The organism is Dyella dinghuensis, assembly GCF_003977615.1.
In the GTDB taxonomy this organism is placed as follows: domain Bacteria; phylum Pseudomonadota; class Gammaproteobacteria; order Xanthomonadales; family Rhodanobacteraceae; genus Dyella_B; species Dyella_B dinghuensis.
Genome location: NZ_RYZR01000005.1, coordinates 158149 through 178066, shown reverse-complemented (window position 1 = coordinate 178066; position 19918 = coordinate 158149). Strand labels below are relative to the sequence as shown.

The 19918-nt window shown below is 59.6% G+C and carries 22 protein-coding genes and 1 tRNA gene; 10 read left to right on the top strand and 13 right to left on the bottom strand.

The window, feature by feature from the left end; genetic code table 11:
- The first annotated feature begins 22 nt into the window (after nt 1–22).
- Together EKH79_RS08360 and EKH79_RS08355 are read left to right on the top strand one after the other, a co-directional pair.
- Nucleotides 23–541 carry a fimbrial protein gene (locus tag EKH79_RS08360; protein WP_126673341.1) on the top strand — a complete coding sequence of 173 codons (519 nt, stop codon included), beginning with the start codon at nt 23–25 and terminating at the stop codon, nt 539–541.
- 12 nt (nt 542–553) lie between these two features.
- Nucleotides 554–1063, top strand: coding sequence for a fimbrial protein (locus tag EKH79_RS08355; protein WP_126673340.1), 510 nt, complete (start codon nt 554–556; stop codon nt 1061–1063).
- A 152-nt stretch (nt 1064–1215) separates the two neighbouring features.
- Here EKH79_RS08355 and yedA read toward each other — a convergent pair whose 3' ends face one another.
- The 3 genes from yedA to EKH79_RS08340 all read right to left on the bottom strand — a co-directional run bounded on the left by yedA (nt 1216) and on the right by EKH79_RS08340 (nt 3648).
- Nucleotides 1216–2127: a drug/metabolite exporter YedA gene (yedA, locus tag EKH79_RS08350; protein WP_126673339.1), complete on the bottom strand. Its 912-nt coding sequence runs from the start codon at nt 2125–2127 to the stop codon at nt 1216–1218.
- A 303-nt stretch (nt 2128–2430) separates the two neighbouring features.
- On the bottom strand, nt 2431–3303 hold the full coding sequence (locus EKH79_RS08345) for a methylated-DNA--[protein]-cysteine S-methyltransferase (protein ID WP_126673338.1): 873 nt from the start codon (nt 3301–3303) through the stop codon (nt 2431–2433).
- 69 nt (nt 3304–3372) lie between these two features.
- A complete protein-coding gene (locus EKH79_RS08340; protein ID WP_126673337.1) occupies nt 3373–3648 on the bottom strand; it encodes a hypothetical protein in 276 nt (91 codons plus the stop codon).
- A 76-nt stretch (nt 3649–3724) separates the two neighbouring features.
- Between EKH79_RS08340 and EKH79_RS08335 the strand changes: the two genes are divergently transcribed.
- Entirely contained in the window at nt 3725–4072 is a 348-nt protein-coding gene (locus EKH79_RS08335) for a Rieske (2Fe-2S) protein (protein WP_126673336.1), read from the top strand.
- Nucleotides 4073–4078: 6 nt separating this feature from the next.
- Here EKH79_RS08335 and EKH79_RS08330 read toward each other — a convergent pair whose 3' ends face one another.
- The 6 genes from EKH79_RS08330 to EKH79_RS08305 form a co-directional block, all read right to left on the bottom strand.
- A complete protein-coding gene (locus EKH79_RS08330) occupies nt 4079–5362 on the bottom strand; it encodes a nucleotide sugar dehydrogenase (protein WP_126673335.1) in 1284 nt (427 codons plus the stop codon).
- A gap of 28 nt (nt 5363–5390) precedes the next feature.
- Nucleotides 5391–7208 carry an SLC13 family permease gene (locus tag EKH79_RS08325; protein ID WP_126673850.1) on the bottom strand — a complete coding sequence of 606 codons (1818 nt, stop codon included), beginning with the start codon at nt 7206–7208 and terminating at the stop codon, nt 5391–5393.
- Nucleotides 7209–7536: 328 nt separating this feature from the next.
- The gene (trmB, locus tag EKH79_RS08320; protein WP_126673334.1) at nt 7537–8241 is read right to left on the bottom strand and encodes a tRNA (guanosine(46)-N7)-methyltransferase TrmB; all 705 of its coding nucleotides are present in this window, start codon (nt 8239–8241) and stop codon (nt 7537–7539) included.
- The gene (locus EKH79_RS08315) at nt 8241–9041 is read right to left on the bottom strand and encodes a thiazole synthase (protein WP_126673333.1); all 801 of its coding nucleotides are present in this window, start codon (nt 9039–9041) and stop codon (nt 8241–8243) included. Before EKH79_RS08315 ends, trmB begins: the two co-directional genes overlap by 1 nt.
- Before the next feature lie 57 nt (nt 9042–9098).
- The gene (thiS, locus tag EKH79_RS08310) at nt 9099–9299 is read right to left on the bottom strand and encodes a sulfur carrier protein ThiS (protein ID WP_126673332.1); all 201 of its coding nucleotides are present in this window, start codon (nt 9297–9299) and stop codon (nt 9099–9101) included.
- Nucleotides 9300–9353: 54 nt separating this feature from the next.
- Nucleotides 9354–11384: a DUF6600 domain-containing protein gene (locus EKH79_RS08305; protein ID WP_126673331.1), complete on the bottom strand. Its 2031-nt coding sequence runs from the start codon at nt 11382–11384 to the stop codon at nt 9354–9356.
- A gap of 243 nt (nt 11385–11627) precedes the next feature.
- Between EKH79_RS08305 and EKH79_RS08300 the strand changes: the two genes are divergently transcribed.
- From EKH79_RS08300 to EKH79_RS08275, 6 genes are all read left to right on the top strand, one after another.
- Nucleotides 11628–11701: transfer RNA gene (locus tag EKH79_RS08300), tRNA-Gly, on the top strand.
- An 85-nt stretch (nt 11702–11786) separates the two neighbouring features.
- Complete coding sequence (locus EKH79_RS08295; protein WP_126673330.1) at nt 11787–12239, top strand: ATP-dependent zinc protease family protein; 453 nt, start codon at nt 11787–11789, stop codon at nt 12237–12239.
- Nucleotides 12236–13123 carry a 30S ribosomal protein S6--L-glutamate ligase gene (gene rimK, locus EKH79_RS08290; RefSeq protein WP_126673329.1) on the top strand — a complete coding sequence of 296 codons (888 nt, stop codon included), beginning with the start codon at nt 12236–12238 and terminating at the stop codon, nt 13121–13123. The genes EKH79_RS08295 and rimK overlap by 4 nt, the downstream gene beginning before the upstream one ends.
- 295 nt (nt 13124–13418) lie before the next feature.
- Nucleotides 13419–14105 (top strand): response regulator transcription factor, encoded by a 687-nt coding sequence (locus tag EKH79_RS08285; RefSeq protein WP_126673328.1) that lies wholly within the window; start codon nt 13419–13421, stop codon nt 14103–14105.
- Nucleotides 14089–15393, top strand: coding sequence for a sensor histidine kinase (locus tag EKH79_RS08280; RefSeq protein WP_126673327.1), 1305 nt, complete (start codon nt 14089–14091; stop codon nt 15391–15393). The genes EKH79_RS08285 and EKH79_RS08280 overlap by 17 nt, the downstream gene beginning before the upstream one ends.
- Nucleotides 15394–15480: 87 nt before the next feature.
- The gene (locus EKH79_RS08275) at nt 15481–15819 is read left to right on the top strand and encodes an endonuclease domain-containing protein (RefSeq protein WP_126673326.1); all 339 of its coding nucleotides are present in this window, start codon (nt 15481–15483) and stop codon (nt 15817–15819) included.
- 139 nt (nt 15820–15958) lie between these two features.
- On the opposite strand, the gene EKH79_RS08270 is transcribed toward EKH79_RS08275, so the two are convergent.
- Complete coding sequence (locus tag EKH79_RS08270; protein WP_126673325.1) at nt 15959–17341, bottom strand: L-serine ammonia-lyase; 1383 nt, start codon at nt 17339–17341, stop codon at nt 15959–15961.
- 368 nt (nt 17342–17709) lie between these two features.
- Between EKH79_RS08270 and EKH79_RS08265 the strand changes: the two genes are divergently transcribed.
- On the top strand, nt 17710–17943 hold the full coding sequence (locus EKH79_RS08265) for a glutaredoxin family protein (RefSeq protein ID WP_126673324.1): 234 nt from the start codon (nt 17710–17712) through the stop codon (nt 17941–17943).
- A 17-nt stretch (nt 17944–17960) separates the two neighbouring features.
- On the opposite strand, the gene EKH79_RS08260 is transcribed toward EKH79_RS08265, so the two are convergent.
- The 3 genes from EKH79_RS08260 to EKH79_RS08250 are packed head-to-tail and all read right to left on the bottom strand — an operon-like array spanning nt 17961 to nt 19734.
- Entirely contained in the window at nt 17961–18524 is a 564-nt protein-coding gene (locus EKH79_RS08260) for a YceI family protein (RefSeq protein ID WP_126673323.1), read from the bottom strand.
- Complete coding sequence (locus tag EKH79_RS08255; RefSeq protein ID WP_126673322.1) at nt 18521–19102, bottom strand: cytochrome b; 582 nt, start codon at nt 19100–19102, stop codon at nt 18521–18523. Before EKH79_RS08255 ends, EKH79_RS08260 begins: the two co-directional genes overlap by 4 nt.
- Complete coding sequence (locus EKH79_RS08250) at nt 19099–19734, bottom strand: YceI family protein (RefSeq protein WP_126673321.1); 636 nt, start codon at nt 19732–19734, stop codon at nt 19099–19101. Before EKH79_RS08250 ends, EKH79_RS08255 begins: the two co-directional genes overlap by 4 nt.
- Between the last annotated feature and the right edge of the window lie 184 nt (nt 19735–19918).

The following is a 19918-nucleotide window of genomic DNA, read 5'->3' as shown; positions in this document are numbered from 1 at the left end:
TGACCAGCAACAGGACATTGTCATGCGTACATTCACTTTAAAACTCGCGATCGCGACGAGCTTGTTGTGCGTCGCTTCGTTTGCACAAGCTCAAACTACATTCAACATCACTGGAACCATCACGCCGGGTACCTGCTCCATTTCGGTTAACAGTGGCAACCCCATCAACGTAGGTACCTTCAATGCCGCTTCGTTCACCGGCACCTACCAGTCGGGATTTATCACACCGGTCAACATTGCCTACTCGGGCTGTTCGCAGGGTATGCAGTCCATTACCTTTAAATTTACGGGTACGGCTGACAAGACCACCGGCGGCAACGTCAGTTACTGGGATAGCGGTCTTCCTGGTGCTCCGTTTGAGCTGCGGGATACAAGCAGCACCGGCGCGGTCCTGCTGCCGAGCGGCGCAAACACGATTGTGATCAGCAACCCTGGCACCAGTGGTACGCGTCCTCTGACGGCACAGTTCCATCAGACGGGTAGCCTGACCAAAACCGGCGCGGGCAGCGCGACGGTCACTCTTGGCGTTACTTACCTCTAAGGTTGATGGCACATGATGCGCACATTCCTAGTCGCAATGGGGACAGCGGTGCTGGCAATCCACGCCAGTGCTGTTGCTGCGCAGACGCAATTCGATATTACTGGCGAGATCGATCCGGGTACTTGTCAGTGGGCCGTGGGCGACGACGATCGCACCATCACCTTCGACCCCATCGATGCTAGCGTGCTTAATGCGAATGGCTCGGGTAACTTTCAGACATTTAGCCTCACCCTTCAGAACTGCGCGCCGGGAATGACCAGTGCAACGTTTGTGTTTGGTGGAACGTCAGATACCAGCGATCCGCTACGTTTTCTCAATACCGGCAGCGCGCACGGCACAGCGGTAGAGCTGGAGTCAGCGGATAATTTGAACATTGGTGCAAATGGCACCAATAACTCGCGCACGGTTCCCGTTATCGATAACGGAGCAGTGATTGCTTTGCGTGCGGGTTATTGGCGTGTGGGTGCAGTCACGGCGGGAAGTGTTTCATCCGTCGCAACGGTTTCGGTGACTTATCAGTAAGTAATAGCGTGTCATGTCGCCTTGGTTTTGCGACAGTGGTATATCAACGTGGCTGGCTCGTTTAGGGCGCCATCGATGATGCGCAATTCGGCGTTAGCTTACGAGGTAAGAAGCGCGAGCTGGCGATGCCGCGCGCTAACGCTTTCATGCGATCAGCGCGTCCGCCGTTGCCTCGCAGCGGTAATCGTGACGACGCCGACAAGAATGATCGTCATGCCTATAAGATCAAATGGTCCAACTTTCTCACCGAGTAATAGCACGCCGAACAACACGGCGACGGGCGGATTGACGTAGGCGTAGCTTGTCGCCAAAGCGGGGCGCGCGTGCTTGAGCACGTACAGATAGGCACTAAACGCAATGAGCGATCCGAAGACCACCAGGTAGGCGGCACCCATTGTTGCATGAAGGCTTGGATGTTGCGGTAGCTTCTCTCCACCAACAAATCCCGCTATGAGCAGTGCAGCGCTGCCGCACAGCATTTGTGCGGCAGTATTCATAGGGCCCGCAGGCATGTCTTGGCGTCGGCTCCATACCGAGCCAAACGCCCACGCAGCGGCCGCTACCAGCAATGCGATAGCGCCTAGATGCGAGGCAGACAGGCTGCTGCCGAGATTCAACACCGCTACGCCGACGAAACCAATCAGCAGACCTATCGTTTCGCGTCGTGATGGCCATTCGCCGTAAAGACCCGCGAAGAGCGCAGCAAACAAGGGCATGCTGGCTACAACGACGGCAGAGATACCGGAGCTCACATTTTGTTCCGCGTAACACACCAGGCCGTTGCCGAACCCAAGCAACAAAATGCCCGTGAACGCGGCATTGCGCCATTGTCGGGCGGTAGGCATGGCTACGCCGCGCAGTCGCAGCACGCTCAGCAGTAACAAGCCGGCACATGCAAAGCGGCATCCCGCAAGAAGAAAGGGCGGGTAGCTTTGCAACGCGACACGAATGGCCAGATAAGTCGAACCCCAGATGATGTAGAGCGCGAACATGCACAGCGGCAACCATAGGTTGTCGCGCGGGGCTTCAGTTGTGGCGATGGCGGGAGTGGCGGAGTCGGTCATGGGCGTGTCACGGGGGATAGCGTGCACGATAGCTGCGGGATGCATTCTGGGGAAGAGATGGGTATGCAAGGCAGTATTGAAAGGCGATCAATGCAAGACATGAATCGGTATTGGGCACGTATTCCACACCGTCATTTACACCTCACCGTCATTCCGGCGTAGGCCGGAATCCAGTAGCGATCACGTCGGTAGTTCGAGGCACCAATGGGATTTGTCGACACTGGATTCCGGCCTACGCCGGAATGACGGTGAGGGAAAGGAAGCCCCGTGGGAGAAGAGGCGTTGACGATTATTACTTAAGCATCAGGTCTTCTGAGACCGATCGCCGTTGTGAAGCTCCCGCTCTAACAACACCCGTTTACGCTCCACACCCCAACGCCAACCACCCAGCGAACCATCCTCGCGAATAATGCGATGGCAAGGCACGATCAACGCCAGGCGATTGCTCCCACATGCGCGACCGATGGCGCGTGCAGCACCCGGTTGCCCCAGTTCGGCGGCAAGTTCGCCATAGCTTTTGGTTGTGCCGGCTGGAATACGCGTCAGCGCCTCCCAAACGCGCCATTGAAACGCCGTCGCGGCAATGTCTAAGGGTGGAAGTTCGGGCGCAGCTTTGTCGCTCCAACCTAACTCGCTCGCGATGCGTGCAATAACGGCATCAAGCCATTCTTCGCGTCCATTGTCGACACGCTCGCGCTCGGCATGTGGAAATTCCGATGCCAACCGCTGCTCCAGTTCTTCATCGTTTGCGCCGAGTGTGACGGCGCAAATACCTTTTGCGGTAGCGGCGACGAGTAATTGTCCGAGCGGCGTGCTGGTCGTTGTGTACCGGATGCTCGCACCTTCGCCACCTGCCCGATAACTCGCAGGCGTCATGCCCAACAGGCGATTGGTGTGCTCATAAACGCGGCTACCCGAACCGAAGCCTGCGTCATACACCGCATCGGCCACGGGAGAACCTTTACGCAGCGCTGTCTTGAATTGACCAAAGCGACGCGCGCGATGGTATTCCGCAGGACTCATCCCATAGCGCTGACGAAACGCGCGTTGCAGACGAGTGGGACTGAGTTTGGCGGCAGCAGCAAGTGCGTTTAGCGACGGCGCTTCCGTCGCGCGTTCGATCAGCGCGCGGACGTGTTCCAGCGGAGCTTCAAGCGTGGCGGACGAGTTGGACATGACGGCATCCGGGTGAGGGTGCCGACAGGTTAGGCCTGGCGTCTGGCGGCAGCTATCCGAATCTTGCGCTTAGTGCGTCACGGGGCGGGACTGGCGAATGACGACATATTCGCCTTCCAGCACTTCCGGCTCATGGGGCGTGAGCGACGCAGAGGGCGCCATCGCAGTGCGGGCATGCTTCCACTGGCGCCAAATCAGCCACAGTGCACCGCCCACCATCAAAACGCCCGCAACGACCAGCCCAAATACCATCAGCACGCCGATAACAAACAGCCCCAACACCAGCGAAAAGGCCTGTGCGAGAGGGTGACGGCGACGATGCATCAGTGGAAGTACGATGCGCATGTTAAAAATCCGTGTGGTAAAATCAAAGACTTACGCGTGTAACGATGACGCCTGAGAGCCAGCAAGGCAAGTGCCGATGGATACTGCTACATCCCCAAGCCGTCTCTGCCGGCTCGAAGATATGCCCAATGGCGAGGCCATGGCCCTGGACGTGATGCTGCCGACCTACGGCGAAGAAAGCGTCATCCTGCTTCGACAAGGCGAACACGTAAGTGCTTGGCTCAATATCTGCCCGCATGCAGGGCGTCGCCTTGATTGGGCGCCCGGTAAATTTCTTATCTCGCGCGGCATGCTGGTCTGCGCCGCACACGGTGCAAGCTTCAACATCGACAACGGTGAATGCATTGGCGGCCCGTGCCGCGGCGAAAGCTTGCGCGCAGTGTCGGTGCGCGTCGAGAACGGCGACGTTCTGTTGAACGACTGAGTTCGCTTAGAGGCGACCGTCGACCTGCTCTTTCGGCAGCACACCCTTGATGTCGTACACCACGCCGTTGGACATCGTCAGTGCGCGTGTGTTGTACGCATCGCCGGATTTGAATTGATCGTGTGCAACAGCCAGTACAACAGCAGCGTAGCTTCTGTTGCACTGAACGTTGGGCAACAACGTCAATCCGTAACTCTTTTGCGCCTCATGAGCATCGGCCCATGGGTCATGCACATCGACCGATGCGCCGTAACTTTCCAGTTCGCGCACAAGATCGACGACGCGCGTGTTGCGCAGGTCGGGGCAGTTTTCCTTGAAGGTCAAACCAAGCACCAGCACTCGGCTGCCGCGTATCGCATGGCCTTGGCCGACCATCAGCTTGATTACTTCGCTGGCGACATGCTGACCCATCGCGTCGTTGATACGTCGGCACGCGAGCAGGATGTCCGGGTAATAGCCGGTCGATTGTGCTTTCTGGATCAGGTAGTACGGATCGACGCCGATGCAATGGCCGCCGACGAGTCCGGGTTGAAAGGGCAGGAAATTCCACTTCGTGCCGGCGGCGGCGAGCACATCCTGCGTGTCGATGCCCAGGCGATGGAAGATCAGCGCGAATTCGTTGATCAGTGCGATGTTCGCATCGCGTTGCGTGTTCTCGATCACTTTCGCGGCTTCCGCAACCTTCAAAGTCGGTGCCTTGTGCGTGCCGGCGGTGATGATGCGTGCGTATAGCGCATCGACAAAATCCGCCGCCTCGGGCGTGGAGCCGGATGTGATCTTCGGGATGGTGGTAAGCCTGCGCTGCTTGTCGCCGGGATTGATGCGTTCGGGACTGTAGCCGACCGTAAAATCCGTATTGAATTGCAAGCCAGACACATGCTCCAGTTCGGGCACGCAGATTTCTTCCGTGGCGCCGGGATACACCGTCGATTCGTAAATCACCACGTCGCCTTTGCGCAACGCGCTGCCGACCATCTGGCTGGCGCGAATCAAGGGTGTGAAATCAGGGCGTTTGTGCTCATCCACCGGTGTGGGCACGGTGATGATGTAAACGTTGCAATCGCGCAACGCTTCGACATCGGTGGTGAAACGTAGTCGTGTTGCCGCCAATAGCTCGGCGGCAGATGTTTCCTGATTGCTGTCCGTGCCGCGCTGTAGTGCATCAATGCGTGAGGGATCGATGTCGTAACCCAGCGTGTCGAACAAGCGGCCGAATTCCACCGCGAGTGGCAATCCCACGTAACCGAGTCCGACGATGGCAAGACGAAGATCGCGTGGGTGTGTGGTCACGTAGGTGTCGCCCGGAATGAAAGAAAGATCAGCGGAACATCAGGTTGATGGCGACGAGGGTGATGACCAGCACGATGCACGTGAGTGGCAAACCCGCACGCAGAAAATCCTTGCCGCGATAGTCGCCGGGGCCTGTCACCATCATCAGGGCAGGGTGGCCGGAGCTCAACAGAAAAGTGTTGGAGGACGAGACGGCGACGATCAGCGCATAAGCGGACGGATTCCCGCCCGTTGCCACCGCCACGCTGATTGCCACCGGTACCATCATCACCGTGGCGCCTACGTTCGACATCACCTGCGAGAACAGCAGCGTAAGGATGGCTAGCGATGTCTGCAGAATCCACGGCGAGGCATGTCCGAGATGCAGCAAGACTTCCTGCGCCACCCACGCTGCGGTGCCTGTTGTATCCATCGACCAGCCGAGTGGAATCAGGCATGCGGTGACGAAGATCGTTTTCCAGTTCACCGCGCGGTAGGCCTCGTCCATGTTCAACACGCCGGTGAGCAGCATGCCGATGGCGCCGGTCATCATGGCTACGGAAAGATCGAGATTGGTAAACAACGCAAGGCATTTGGCGAGCAGGAAGAAGCCCACTGCCTGCCACACCTTGTTCGGGCGCTGCTCTTCGCGCGGAATGTCGGTAATGACGACGAGGTCTTTCTCTTCCGATACTTCCTGCAGCGCGCGCCAGCTGGAATGCAGCACCAGCGTGTCGCCCGTGCGCAGGCTCACCGAGCGCAGATCATCGCGATAAATCTGATCGCCGCGCGTCACTGCCAGCACGGAAATGCCGTAGCGCTTGCGCAAACGAAGCTCGCCCACCGATTGCTTGAGAAAGCGCGAGTTCGGCGGAATCACCGCTTCGGAAATACCCGCGCGCGTGGGATTGAACAACTCGGCCAACTGACGCATGCGCGGCGACACTTTGCACAGCTGGTTATTGGCGAAGCGATTCAGTTCCTCGCGTGGTCCCAATACGCCCAGAATCGAGCCGACCCAGATCACTTGATCAGCAGGCGGCGCCATGCGTGCTTCATTGGCGCTCTTGATGGCGAGAATCAGCGGTGCACCGTGCAATTGTTCTACTTCGCCGATGCTCATGCCGACCAGCGGGCTTTCCGCGGTTACCGTCAGCTCGGCGGTTTCACCGACGATGCCGTAGGTCTCCGCAAAGTAACTTTCCGTACGGCCGGGCGTGACTTTCTGTCGTTCGTCTTCGCGTTCCGGCAGCAGCTTGTTGGTGAAGAAGTAGAAGAACAGCACGCCAGTGACAGCAAGCGCGAGGCCCACCGGGGTAACGCTAAAGAGGCCGAACTTCGGCACCGTCTGCGCGCCGGGCGGCAGGTTGGCGTTGGCGCTGGCGATGAGGTCGTTGAGCACGATCAGCGGCGAGTTGGCGATCAGCGTCGTGTTCGTTGCGGTCAGGATGCAGAACGCCATCGGCAACAACAGTCGCGAGATCGGCACACCGGTACGTGCCGACAGGCGGCTGGTCACGGGAATCATCAGCGCCGCCAAGGCCTGACTCGGGATCACTGCGCTGAAGAGACTGGTAACCGAGTTGATCACCACGCCCAGGCGCGATTCCTTGCCGCGCGCCATACGCATGACGAACTGGGCGGTAAGGCCCAGCACGCCGGCGCGGTCCAGCCCTGCGCCCATGATCATGATCGCGATGATCGCGATCACGGCGTTACCGGCAAAGCCGTTGAAGACGCGATCCGATGGAATCAGGCCCGTCAGGCCGATGACCACCACCACCAGCAGCGCCACCATGTCGGCGCGGATCCACTCCAGCACCAGCATGAGCATGGTGAAGCACACCAGCCCGAGTACCAGGATCATTTCGGGGGTGAGGGCGAGTGCCACTATCGAACGTCCCTATGGAACGTCGGCCAACGCTTGATTTGGCGGGGCAGTGAATGATTCACGCAGTGACTCGTCCCTGTTTGACGCAAAAGTATAAGCGTCATAGCGGGCTAGCTGGTGAACCGTTGCCGCATTGCGGGCAAGAAGCGCTGCTGTCTTCCTCAAAGGATGCACATAGCGATGCGCTAACTCCCTCCCCTGCGTGCAGGGGAGGGTTGGGGTGGGGTTGCTCGGTCTGGCGTCGAGGCCAGTATGGGTGACCCCCTCCCAGCCTCCCCCTGCAAGCAGGGGGAGGAGCGAGGCGCTATCGTTTGCGGTAAAGCAGATCCCACACGCCATGACCAAGCTTCAGGCCACGGCGCTCGAAGTGGGTTTCGATGCGCCATTCGGGCTTTTCGGCGTATTGCCCCGGCCCCACGGCATTGCGCCAGGCGGGAGCGGCTTCCATCACTTCCAGCATGTGCTGCGCATAAGGCTCCCAGTCGGTGGCCAGATGCAGCAAACCGTCAGAGACCATACGTGTCGCCAGCAAGGCCACGAACTCGGGTTGGATGATGCGCCGCTTGTTGTGGCGCTTCTTGTGCCAGGGATCGGGGAACCAGATACGCGCCTCCGCCAGTGTTTCCGGCGCGATTTCCTTCTCCAGCACTTCTACGGCGTCGTGCTTGTAGATGCGCACGTTGGAAGCATCGCGTGCTGCCAGCGCATTCATCAAACGGCCCACACCAGGGCCATGCACTTCCACGCCCAGATAGTCGCGAAGGAGGTCGTGTTCGCTGGCCCACGCAAGCGCCTCGCCGTTGCCGAAGCCGATCTCCATGACCAGCGGTGCGGCGCGGCCGAAGTGCGCGTGGAAATCTTGCGCGGTGCCGGTGTAGTCGATGCCGAAACGCGCCCAATGTGTTTCGAACGCGCGTTGCTGGGCAGGTGTCATGCGGCCTTCCCGCAGCACGAAACTGCGGATGCGGCGCATGTATTCGGGCGCGTCGTGGCCGGCGCGATCGCTCATCAGCCGATGGTGCCGTCGATCGGGCTGGATGCAGATGCGAAGCGCTTGCGGGGAATGCGTCCCGCACGGAAGGCGGCGCGACCGGCTTCAATGGCGAGTTTCATCGCATGCGCCATCAGGACCGGATCCTTCGCGCTCGCAATCGCCGTGTTCATCAGCACGCCATCGCAACCCAGTTCCATCGCAATGGCAGCGTCCGAAGCCGTGCCAACGCCAGCGTCGACGATGATCGGCACCTTCGCGTTCTCGACGATTTCCAGCAGGTTGTATCGGTTCTGAACGCCAAGGCCGGACCCAATCGGCGCGGCAAGCGGCATCACGGCCACGCAGCCGATCTCTTCCAGCTTGCGGGCGAGGATCGGATCGTCGGAGGTGTAGACCATCACGTCGAAACCCTCAGCGACCAGCTGCTCGGCGGCTTTGAGTGTTTCGATCACATCGGGATACAGCGTGCGCTGATCGCCCAGCACTTCGAGCTTCACGAGCTTGTGCCCATCCAGCAGCTCACGCGCGAGCTTGCAGGTGCGCACTGCATCGGCCGCGTTGTAGCAACCGGCGGTGTTGGGCAGCAGGGTGAATTCGTGCGGCGGCAGTGCATCGAGCAGGTTCGGCGCATTCGGATCCTGGCCGATGTTCACGCGGCGAATCGCCAGGGTGACCATTTCGGTACCGGCAGCGAGCGTCGCGCGGCGCGTTTCGTCCAGATCCTTGTACTTGCCGGTGCCGGTGATCAGCCGCGAGCCGTAGCTCTTGCCGGCGATGATGAGAGGGTCGGTGCTGTCGATCGTCTTGATATTCATGGGGATAGTCGACGTGCAAAGCGCAGGGCGCGGGGGGATGGAAGACAATGCAGCGAATCAACCGCCACCGATGGCGTGAACGATCTCGACACGATCGCCATCGCGCAGTTGGTGGTCGTCGTGACGGCTGCGCGGCACGATTTCATGGTTGATTTCCACCGCGACGCGGCGGCCGGCATAGCCGGAATCCAGAAGCAATTGGGTAACCGTGGCGCCGTGCCCGCAATCGCGCGGCTGGCCATTAAGAGTGATCTGCATGCCGCCTATTGTAACGGCACAGGCCCGGCAATTGGCCGGGCCTGTGCGGCGAGATCAGTGCTGATTGTCATTTCCGTGCGATGGCGCGGGCGCAGAGTGCGGGGCGCTCTGCGGGTGGGACTGCTGTTGCGGCTGGGGGCGTGGCTCCGATCGCTGTTCGGGTGTGTAGGAGGGCGCCGGACGATACTCAGGCTGAGGCTCTGCGCGATAGGCGTCGCGCTGCTGATAGCTGTCTTGCGGACGATATGGCGACTGTTGCTGTTCTTGTTCCCGCTGCTGCTCAGGCACATATTCGTGCGCTCGTTCGGCTGCCTGATAACGCTGCTGTGCCTCATTTTGTGGCTGTGCGTAGCCTTGTTGGGGTTCGACGCGCGCAGGTGGTGTATACCGCGGAGATTCCGGGGGCTGCTGAACCTGCTGCGCCGATTCGAAGCGCGGCACCTGCGGGAGATTGCCCGGATGCGGGATGCTTGGTGCTGCTGCAGGCGCTACCGCCGGGCGCGTGTAACTTCCGCCGGTGATGAGCCGCGGCGAGTTGGCGACCACACCAGGATGCGCGCCCATTACATGCACGTTCGAAGCGGGCAGGCCCCTGTGCAATGAAGCCGTCGCCGCCACAGCCGCCGATGGCACGCCGACCGCGACGACCTGGCGATTGAATCCCGCCGCAGGCAATGGCCGCGTAGTCGCTGCACGAGGCTGGCCGAAGCTGGCTGGCGTCGGCCGCTGCACTTCGGCGGGTGTCATCACCGTTGCCGTGGCGAATTGCTGCGGCGTCATGCGTATCTGATTGGTATGCACATTACCGGCGCTGGCAAACGCTTGTGCGGATACGGCCGTGAAGGCATGCGGCACATTGCGGTTGGCGTAGGTCACACCGGGCGGCGTGCGTCCGTTCTGGTAGTAGCCGTATTGATTGTGGATGTTGTTGAACAACATGTCCTGCGTAAAGCCAGGATGGATGCCGACGTTGGTCGCGTTGACGTTCGTGTAGTAGTTGCGCGACGCGCGATACCACGGGTTGTAAATATCGTGCGGACCCAGCGGGAACCAGCCGACCGGGCCGCCTCGTCCCAGACCAGCGAACGCGACCAATGCGGGCGCGTAAATCGGGCGCACGCGTGGTGGTCCGGGTAGCCAGCCCCAATGGCCATGCACATACGCCCAGCGGCCATAGTGGTACGGCGCAAAGCCCCACGGCAGGCCGTCTACCCAGGTCCAACCCCATGGCGCAATCCACACCCAGTGACCGAAGGTATATGGCGCCCAGCCCACGGCGACGCCACCTGGATACCAGATCGGACCGTAATCGCCGTCATCTTGCCAGGTGCCGTAAGCAGCCAAGTCTTGCGCGCCCACCGTGTCGTCGGACACGTATTGCGCGCTGGATGTTTCTTCGTTCGCATACTCCGAATCGCGTTCGCTGCACCAGTTGTCGAACGCATCGCCACCACCCAGTTCGCTCACGGTGACATTGCTCAACGACGAATCGGCGAACACGTAGCTGCGTCCGCTGTATGCGTCGCGCTGTGCGCTGTTTTCGCCGTAGATCATGCCGATGCCGTCGAGCACATTCACTCGGGTCGACGAGCCATCGGCGGGAACATCCACCCGGAAGCTGCCGGGCTGATTGATGACCAGCGCCAGCGTCGGGGTATCGATCTCGTAGCTTGCGCCCTGATAGATGTTGCGCACGGTGATATTCAACGTGCCTTGCGTAAGCTCGAACTGGCCGGTTTGATCAGTGAGATTCAGCACGCCGATATCGGTTTGGCCATTGATGCGCAATGCTGCACCGCCCAGCTCCAGTTCCGCTTTGGCATCCGGCCCACTGGAAAGTTTGTCGCCGTTGGTGAGCGGGCGATTGACGTCGGCAGCGGTCCATTGCGTGCTGCCTGCGGGCATCATGCCCAGGTCGCCGGCAGCGTAGGAAAGCCGCGCTACGCGTGCAGGCGGATCGTTGGCAGCATTGCCTTGCGTATCGTCCGACTGAGCTTGAACGAAGCCCGTGCAAACCAGCAGCAAAATGGCCATCGCCATTTTCAGGCTGCGCAAGCAGGAAGCTTCAGCATTGAGTACGCGCATGGTTCTCTCCGTGCTGTAACGCGCGAGGCGGTCGCGCTTCCGTGTGTCGTCCATTTCCTGTGAATTGTTGCAGGCAGATTATGGGCGCGGCAAAAGGCCCCATGCATATGCCGCAAGTGTTTTCGGAAAAGCGGTTCAGCCGGCCGCTATCTACGATTCACATGGCGTTGCCATCGGTGAAAAACATGAACACCTCACCAGGATTCCCAAAGCCGCTAGTGCCGGTTACCATCGCCGAACGTTGCGGGTGTAGCTCAATGGTAGAGCTGTAGCTTCCCAAGCTACTGACGAGGGTTCGATTCCCTTCACCCGCTCCATCCCGCTGGAAAACAGGGGGATGGATAACGAAAAATTTCCCTACGGTTCCCCACCGAGAACTCCAAACCCACAGCGTGAGCTGACATGGCGGAAGTGATGACCCTCGGCTGGCGGGAACGACTGGCATTGCCTCAGTTAGGCATTCCTTCGCTCAAAGCCAAGCTGGATACCGGCGCCCGCAGCAGTTCGCTGCATGTGGATGCGCTGGAAACATTTGAACGTGATGGCAAGACCTGGCTGCGCTTTACCGTCGGCATCGGCCGGCGCTTTCCGCGGCAGGTGCAGTGCGAAGCGCTGGCGCAGGATCGGCGGGTTGTCGTCGACACCGGCGGCGGCCGCAGCGAACGATGGTTTATCCGAACCGAAGTCACGATGGCAGGTGAATGTTTTGAGGTTGACATGAATTTGACCGATCGCCGGCACATGCTTTTCCCCATGCTGCTGGGGCGCACCGCTTTGTTCGGGCGTTTCACAGTCAATCCCGCCCTTTCCTATACCCTCCCTCGGCCCGTGCACATCACGACGGACAAGTCATGAAGATTGCCATTCTCTCGCGCAACACGCGGCTGTATTCCACCCAGCGACTGGTGGAAGTGGCGCGTGAACGCGGTCACGTCGTGCGTGTGCTCGATCCGCTGCGCTGCTACGTGCGCATTGCGCCGGGTTCCGTGGAAATTCGCTATCGCGGCAAGGCGCTGCACGATTTCGATGCGGCCATTCCGCGTATCGGCACATCCAGTACGTTCTACGGCACGGCGGTATTGCGTCAGTTGGAAATGATGGGCGTCTACACACCCAATTCATCCGATGCCGTGCTGCGCGCGCGCGACAAACTACGTTGCCTGCAGATCCTTTCCGCCGAAGGGTTGGACATGCCGGTCACCGTTTTCGGCGACAACCCGGACGACACCACCGACGTGCTGGACATGCTCGGCGAGCCGCCGCATGTCATCAAGCTCAATGAAGGCAGTCAGGGCACCGGTGTCGTGCTGGCGGAAAAGCGCACCGCGTCGCAAAGCGTGGTCGAGGCATTCCGCGGTTTGTATGCCAATTTTCTGGTGCAGGAATTCATCGCTGAAGCCAAAGGCAGCGACTTACGCTGCTTCGTCGTCGGCGGTCAGGTGGTAGCCGCCATGCAGCGCGATGCGGTGCCGGGAGAATTCCGCGCGAACCTGCATCGAGGCGGCAGCGCCAAGGCCGCCAAAGTCACTGCCGATGAAAAACGCATCGCCGTGAGGGCCGCCGAGGCGCTTGGTCTGGGCATCGCGGGCGTCGATCTGCTGCGCTCCAAGCGCGGCCCGCTGATCCTGGAAGTGAACGCCTCGCCCGGCCTTGAGGGCATCGAGGCTGCTACGGGCGTGAACGTCTCCGAAAAGATCATCCGCCACCTCGAGCAGAAGGCAGGCAAGGCGGCGCGTTAACCCGCCTGTGAGCGGGGGTTAACTGTCACGTAACCCCCCCAAGCCTATAAAGGCACCACTGTTTGTTTGCTCGCCACTTCAACCGCAAGGTCCGGTGACAGCAGACGACGGTATCGGGGCAGTAGCTTCAGCCCGGATGCAGCGACGCACCGTCGCAGCAGCCGGGCTTTTTCTTTGCCCGGTCGAAAAACGGCCTGTTTTTCGACGTTCAGCATCCCGCTTAACATTTGCAGCCCGCAGTCGTTAAGCTTGAGCTTCCGCCGGCCCTGCGCCGGCATGCGTAGCGGAGAGACGCATGCGCGTTCTGGTGATTGAAGACAACAGCGATATTGCGACCAATATCGGCGACTATCTGGAAGATCGTGGCCATGTGGTGGATTTCGCCGGAGATGGTGTCACAGGCCTGCATTTGGCCGTGGTCCATGATTTCGACGTGATCGTGCTCGATCTCACCCTGCCGGGTATGGATGGTCTGGACGTGGCGCGCAAGCTGCGCCATGAAGCCCACAAGCAAACGCCCGTGCTGATGCTTACCGCACGCGACGCGCTGGAACAGAAGCTCACTGGCTTCGAATCCGGTGCCGACGACTACATGACCAAGCCTTTCGCGCTGCAGGAACTGGCGGCGCGACTGGAAGTGCTTGCACGTCGCGGCAAAGGTCCGCAGAGTCGCGTGCTCAAGGTTGCCGATCTCACATACAACCTCGATACGCTCACCGTCACGCGTGAAGGCAAATCGATCCAGCTCAATCCGATCGGTTTGAAATTGCTGCAAGCATTGATGGAAGCAAGCCCGTCGGTCGTCACGCGTCAGGATCTGGAGCAGAAAGTGTGGGGCGAAGAATTGCCCGACAGCGACAGCCTGCGTGTACACATCCACGGTTTACGTGCAGCGATCGACAAGCCGTTCGACAAAGCGCTGATCCATACCCGACACGGCATCGGTTACCGCATGGTCGATCCGGATGCAGTCCAGGCGTAAGCTTCGTTTCCGCCTCATTGTCTCGTTCGCGCTGTTTGGATTTGGCCTCAGCGCGTTGTTTGCTGTGGCGTCGTTGTACGTGCGCGCGAAGGTCGAGAACCAGCTGATCAACGCGAGTCTGCAGAACGATGTCGATCAGGCGATCGAGAACAAGAACGCTAATCCCGATCAGCCACTTCGATCTCAGCTGATCGATGCGTGGTTGTGGAGTGATCGCACGATTTACAAGGCACCGCTTGCCTGGCAGAACCTCGGCACCGGCGTCTACGACATGCACGACGTGGAGCCTGATGGGCATGTACGGCACTACAAGCTGGCGGTGTCGCGTAAATATGGTCTGGTCGGCTTTCTCAGTTACGACATCAGTCGCGAAGACCTTGGCAAGCGCCAGCTCATTACGGGGCTAGTATCGGCTGTCGTTCTCTTCAGTCTGCTGTCATTGGCGATTGGCCTTTGGCTTTCCCGCAAGGTGCTCAAGCCAGTGAGCGAGCTGGCTTCGCGACTGCGTGACTTCCGCAAAGCCGGCCGAGCTGAATTGCTGGCGCCGCATTTTGCGGATGACGAAGTGGGCGAATTGGCCCAGGCACTCGATGAATATTCCGCGCGTCTCACCGCGATGGTCGAGCGCGATCGCGAATTCAACTCCGACGTCAGTCACGAATTGCGCACGCCACTCGCTGTGATTGCCAGCACGACCGAGTTGCTGCAAGGCTCGCCGGATCTTACGGACAAATTGCGTGAACGTCTAAAGCGCATCGAGCGCGCGTCGCGTCAGGCGACCGAGCTGATCGAGGCCTTGTTGTTGCTATCGCGAGCCGAGCGCCGCGGCCCCACACGCGGCGAAATCACCGACGTTGCGAAAGTCGCTTCCGATGTCATCGAAAGTCAGCGTCCGCAAGTGCGCGACAAGCCTGTCGAGATCGAGTTGATTCAGAAAGGTTCCGTCACCGTCAATGCACCACCATCCGTCTTGTCGGTCGCGCTTACCAACATTATCGGCAACGCCATCAAATACACGCTGGAAGGTAACGTGACGGTCGAGGTCGACAAAGGCCGCATTGACGTGATCGATACCGGCCCGGGCATCAAGCCCGAAGACGCCGAACGTCTCTTTCAGCGCGGTGTGCGTGGTGAAGGCGCGGGTGGCAGCGGCGCCGGGCTTGGCCTGGCGATTGTGCGCAGGCTTTGCGAGCTCTATGGATGGGATGTTTCCATGCGGCCACGCAGTGATGCCAACGGTGCGGTTGCCACAATCATCTTCGACCGAAGCAGCGCGCAAACAGCCTAAGCCGACGGTCGTTTGCTCCTCCCCTTGCTAGCTGGGGGAGGTTGGGAGGGGTAAATCTTTTGCTCTCTCCAAAACCACGGACTGGTTATGCACGAAAAATGGAAGCGCGCACGAGCATTACGTTCTGCTGCAACGGATGCCGAGAATCACTTGTGGCGATATTTACGCCGAGAGAATCTCGCGGGATTCAAGTTCCGCCGGCAATATCCGATTGCGGGATATATCGCGGATTTTGTTTGCATACCGCTGCGTCTCGTTATCGAGCTTGACGGTGGCCAACATCTCAACGCGAGTAAGTACGATGCAACGCGCACGCGTGACATAGAGGCATGCGGTTTTCGGGTGATTCGGTTCTGGAACGATGATGTGTTGTTGCGAACAGAATCGGTGCTTGAGGAAATCTTGAGGAAGTTGGGTGAAGCCTGACCCCACCCCAACCCTCCCCTGTGAGCAGGGGAGGGAGCAGTCGCGTCGATTTAGGATTTAGGATGGCGCGATCAACCTAACTCTTGGCGCTACATGCCCCTCCCCCTGCTAGCAGGGGGAGGTTGGGAGGGGGTAGGTTTCAGCACTCGATAACGTTCACGGCAAGACCGCCGCGCGACGTTTCTTTGTACTTGTCCTTCATATCGCGCCCTGTATCGCGCATTGTCTTGATGACCTTATCCAGCGAAACGCGATGTTTGCCGTCGCTTTTCAACGCCATACGGCTGGCATTGATCGCTTTGACCGAACCCATCGCATTGCGTTCGATGCAGGGAATCTGCACGAGTCCGCCGATGGGGTCGCATGTCAAACCGAGGTTGTGTTCCATACCGATTTCGGCGGCGTTCTCGATCTGCAGCACACTTCCGCCGAGCGCCGCCGTAAGGCCGCCAGCCGCCATTGAACACGCCACGCCGACTTCACCCTGGCAACCCACTTCCGCACCGGAGATCGACGCGTTCTCTTTGTAGAGAATGCCGATCGCGGCCGCCGTCAGCAGGAAATCGATGACGCCGTTCTCGTCGGCTTTCGGGCAGAAGCGATAGTAGTAATTCAACACGGCCGGAACGATGCCTGCCGCGCCATTGGTCGGCGCAGTAACCACACGGCCACCTGCGGCATTTTCTTCATTGACTGCCAGCGCGTACAGATTCACCCAATCGAGAATCGTCAGCGGATCCTTGAGGGCAGCTTCCGGTTGATTGCGCAATTCGGCGGCCATGGCCGGCGCGCGGCGCGCTACCTTTAAACCGCCAGGCAAGACGCCCGGCGAGCGAAGGCCGCGTTCCACGCACGATTGCATCGCACGCCAGATGTTCAACAAACCGTCGCGAACTTCGGACTCGCTACGCCAGACCTTCTCGTTCTCCATCATCAGCTGGGCGATGGTCAGATGATGCGTTTCGCACAACGCCAGCAACTGTTCGCCGCTAGCGAAGGGGTAGGGCTGCTCGGTGGTGTCGGCGACGATGCGGTCTTCGGCGGCTTCATCGTGATTGACGACGAAGCCGCCACCCACCGAGTAGTAGTCGCGCGTGGCCAGCTCGTTGCCGTCGGCATCGTAGGCGGAAAAACGCATGCCGTTGGTATGAAAGGGCAGCTTCTGGCGCTTGTTGAAAACCAGGTCGCGCTTTTCGTCGAAGTCGATCTCGTGCTTGCCCAGGACGCGCAGGCGATGTGTCGTGCGCACGCGCTTGAGAATTTCCGGAATGTGATCCGGATCGACCTTGTCCGGCCATTCGCCTTCGAAGCCCAGCAGTACGGCTTTGTCGGTACCGTGGCCGCGTCCAGTCATCGCCAGCGAGCCAAACAGTTCAGCGTGTACCCGCGCGACGCGCCCAAGCACACCTTTTTCTTCCAGCCAGCGTTCGGCAAAACGCGCAGCGGCGCGCATAGGTCCGACGGTGTGCGAGGACGAAGGGCCGATACCGATCTTGAAAATATCGAAAGCGCTGACAGCCATGGGGATGCTCTGATCAATTCTGCGTAGGTGTCACCGGCTCTATCCGTCCGCAGCCCACAGGACCATCGGCGAAGGCAGACTGGCTGTCTGTCGAGACGATGGACCGAAGGGATGCGAACGGATAGAGCCGGCCCCAGCGTATTAAATTTTAAAATGATGGGGTGATGTCCAGAAGGCTCTTAGAGTCCGTTGCGCGACTTGCCAAGACAGCCAGTCTTCCCTGCGTCGCGCAACGGACTCTAAGAGCCTTCTGGACATCATGCCACCTACGCAGAATTGATCAGAGCATCCCCAGTGTACTGCGATGACGTGGATGAACTGGCTATTCTACGCGTGTGTTCGGTTTCCGGCAGTCTATTCGCTTACGTATGGCCTCATTCGTCCTCTATCAACGGGATTACTGCCACCTGTGCGATCAGGCGCTGGCCGTGCTGGCGCAGGCGCGTCTGCCTGATTTCGACAGTGTGTGGGTGGACGATAGCCAGGAGCTGGAAGATCGTTACGGCACGCGTGTGCCGGTTTTGCGAGATGTTCGCGATGGCCGCGAACTGGATTGGCCGTTCGATGAAACCGCCGTGCGCGGCTTCATCGAACAAGCGTGAATCGGCAAGCCAGCGAATTATTTTGCGGTAAGTACCAGGTGTGCGGTGATCTTCACGTCACCCGCGATGACATTCGTGTCCTTGTACTGACCGCCGCCGACGCCGAAGTCGAGACGATTTACTGTCCCGCTGACATCCAGCGTCGCGCCGCTGCCTTGCGGCTTGAACGTTACGTTGAGGCTCACCGGCTTGGTGACGCCACGTAGCGTCAAATTGCCAACGGCGATGACCTGATTGCCTTGCTGGCGAAAGCTGGTGGTGACGAAATGCGCCTGCGGATTTTTCGCGGTGTCGAAGAAATCAGGGCCGGGCAGCGCGCTGTCGCGATCGCTGTCGCCGGTCTTGGCGCTCGAAAGATCAACAGTGACGTCGAATTTCGACGCCGCGAGTTTCGCCTGGTCATAGCTGATGGCGGCCGTCCATTTGCCGAACTGGCCATCGAAGCTGCTGCCCTGAAAACTGCTGGTGAAGCCGAGCGTGCTACCGGCTGGCTGCACGGCGTAGTCGGCTGCGTTCGCCATGCAAGGCAACGCCAGTGCGAACAACAACGCGATCGATCGATAAGGGGTGCGCAATATCATGGGAGTTCTCCGTCGGTTGTCTTGCTTTGGCGCACGCGACCAAAGGGAAGCATGCGCCGCAATACGTTGTCCTGATCAAAGACGTGATGTTTCAGCGCCGCGCCGATGTGTCCCACCAGCACCAGCAACAAGAGATAAAACAGATACTCGTGCACCGCATGGGCAGTGCGCGCCAGATCGTCGTTCTTCGCGGCCAGCGCAGGAAGATTGAACAACTTGAACCACTGCAGGGGATAACCGTGCAGCGAGTTATACCACCAGCCCGTCAACGGCATCGCCAGTACGAATGCATAAAGCAGTACGTGCGTGATGTGTGCGGCAATCTGCTGCCAGCGCGGCGCGGGTTCGTCACGCGGCGGGCGATCGAACATGCGCCACGCCACGCGCAGAAAAAACAGCGCAAGCACGGTCAGGCCAATCGATTTGTGCAATGCGTAGACGTTGATCTTGTTCATCGACGGCGACATGCCCGTCATCAACAGCCCCCAGAAGCCGTTGACGATAATTCCCAGCGCCACGAGCCAATGGAAGAACTTGGCGACAGACCCCCAATGATGTTCCGTATTGCGCAGGCTCATGGGCTTTCCTTGTTGGTTGCCGGGGTCTGACTATCGCGAATCGCTTCAAGTTCCAGCCAGACAACGACGTTGTGACCGATCGAGTTGGAAAAGGCAGCGATGCCGAAATCTGTGCGATCTAACGACGCCGTGGCCGAAAATCCGGCGATGGTGTGCATGCCGTAAATAGTGTTGCCGACGCGGTTGACGCGAAAGGGTATGTCCATCGGCTTGCTCACGCCGTGCAAGGTGAGAGTGCCGTGCAAGACGCCGTGGGTTGCATCTTTCTGCTCCACGGACGTGCTGACAAAGTGGGCGGTGCCGTATTGCTTGCAGTCGAGCAACGATGATTTGCACACCGCGGCATTCCATGCGCCATCTCCCATGTCCAGGCTGTTCATGTCGATATCCAGCTCGGTGCTGGATTGCGACCAGTTGGCTTGATCGAACCGTAACCAGCCTTGGGCCATGCGGAGCCGTCCAAACGGCCGGGAGAAGCCGTCGTGGTCGATGCTGAAAAGGATCTGGCTATGCACGGGATCGTAGTGATAGCTCTCTGGCGCGGCCCAGGCCGCCAACGGCGCGGTCAGGCTACCGACAGATAGCGTTAGGGCAAGCCACTGCAAGGCGGGGAAGAGGGCGCGGCGCGTCATACGGAGAGTCTGGCCGAAACGCGTTAACGCTTCCACCGCAGTACGGAGAACGGATTGTTGCCGTTTGCGCGACATCTGCCCTAATGTAGCCATGTTAAGGACATACGGTTAGGCCCGGGATTTGGCATGATCGAACCTTGTGTGGGTGCGTGTAGGGAACGCCCCACCTGACGTGCCTGAGGGG

What these genes read in the sequence shown, in the direction of transcription:
- EKH79_RS08360 (WP_126673341.1), top strand. Translation starts at nt 23, where the DNA reads ATGCGTACATTCACTTTAAAACTCGCGATCGCGACGAGCTTGTTGTGC.
- EKH79_RS08355 (WP_126673340.1), top strand. Translation starts at nt 554, where the DNA reads ATGATGCGCACATTCCTAGTCGCAATGGGGACAGCGGTGCTGGCAATC.
- yedA (WP_126673339.1), bottom strand. Translation starts at nt 2,127, where the DNA reads ATGACCGACTCCGCCACTCCCGCCATCGCCACAACTGAAGCCCCGCGC.
- EKH79_RS08345 (WP_126673338.1), bottom strand. Translation starts at nt 3,303, where the DNA reads ATGTCCAACTCGTCCGCCACGCTTGAAGCTCCGCTGGAACACGTCCGC.
- EKH79_RS08340 (WP_126673337.1), bottom strand. Translation starts at nt 3,648, where the DNA reads ATGCGCATCGTACTTCCACTGATGCATCGTCGCCGTCACCCTCTCGCA.
- EKH79_RS08335 (WP_126673336.1), top strand. Translation starts at nt 3,725, where the DNA reads ATGGATACTGCTACATCCCCAAGCCGTCTCTGCCGGCTCGAAGATATG.
- EKH79_RS08325 (WP_126673850.1), bottom strand. Translation starts at nt 7,208, where the DNA reads ATGATCCTGGTACTCGGGCTGGTGTGCTTCACCATGCTCATGCTGGTG.
- trmB (WP_126673334.1), bottom strand. Translation starts at nt 8,241, where the DNA reads ATGAGCGATCGCGCCGGCCACGACGCGCCCGAATACATGCGCCGCATC.
- EKH79_RS08315 (WP_126673333.1), bottom strand. Translation starts at nt 9,041, where the DNA reads ATGAATATCAAGACGATCGACAGCACCGACCCTCTCATCATCGCCGGC.
- thiS (WP_126673332.1), bottom strand. Translation starts at nt 9,299, where the DNA reads ATGCAGATCACTCTTAATGGCCAGCCGCGCGATTGCGGGCACGGCGCC.
- EKH79_RS08305 (WP_126673331.1), bottom strand. Translation starts at nt 11,384, where the DNA reads ATGCGCGTACTCAATGCTGAAGCTTCCTGCTTGCGCAGCCTGAAAATG.
- EKH79_RS08295 (WP_126673330.1), top strand. Translation starts at nt 11,787, where the DNA reads ATGGCGGAAGTGATGACCCTCGGCTGGCGGGAACGACTGGCATTGCCT.
- rimK (WP_126673329.1), top strand. Translation starts at nt 12,236, where the DNA reads ATGAAGATTGCCATTCTCTCGCGCAACACGCGGCTGTATTCCACCCAG.
- EKH79_RS08285 (WP_126673328.1), top strand. Translation starts at nt 13,419, where the DNA reads ATGCGCGTTCTGGTGATTGAAGACAACAGCGATATTGCGACCAATATC.
- EKH79_RS08280 (WP_126673327.1), top strand. Translation starts at nt 14,089, where the DNA reads ATGCAGTCCAGGCGTAAGCTTCGTTTCCGCCTCATTGTCTCGTTCGCG.
- EKH79_RS08275 (WP_126673326.1), top strand. Translation starts at nt 15,481, where the DNA reads ATGCACGAAAAATGGAAGCGCGCACGAGCATTACGTTCTGCTGCAACG.
- EKH79_RS08270 (WP_126673325.1), bottom strand. Translation starts at nt 17,341, where the DNA reads ATGGCTGTCAGCGCTTTCGATATTTTCAAGATCGGTATCGGCCCTTCG.
- EKH79_RS08265 (WP_126673324.1), top strand. Translation starts at nt 17,710, where the DNA reads ATGGCCTCATTCGTCCTCTATCAACGGGATTACTGCCACCTGTGCGAT.
- EKH79_RS08260 (WP_126673323.1), bottom strand. Translation starts at nt 18,524, where the DNA reads ATGATATTGCGCACCCCTTATCGATCGATCGCGTTGTTGTTCGCACTG.
- EKH79_RS08255 (WP_126673322.1), bottom strand. Translation starts at nt 19,102, where the DNA reads ATGAGCCTGCGCAATACGGAACATCATTGGGGGTCTGTCGCCAAGTTC.
- EKH79_RS08250 (WP_126673321.1), bottom strand. Translation starts at nt 19,734, where the DNA reads ATGACGCGCCGCGCCCTCTTCCCCGCCTTGCAGTGGCTTGCCCTAACG.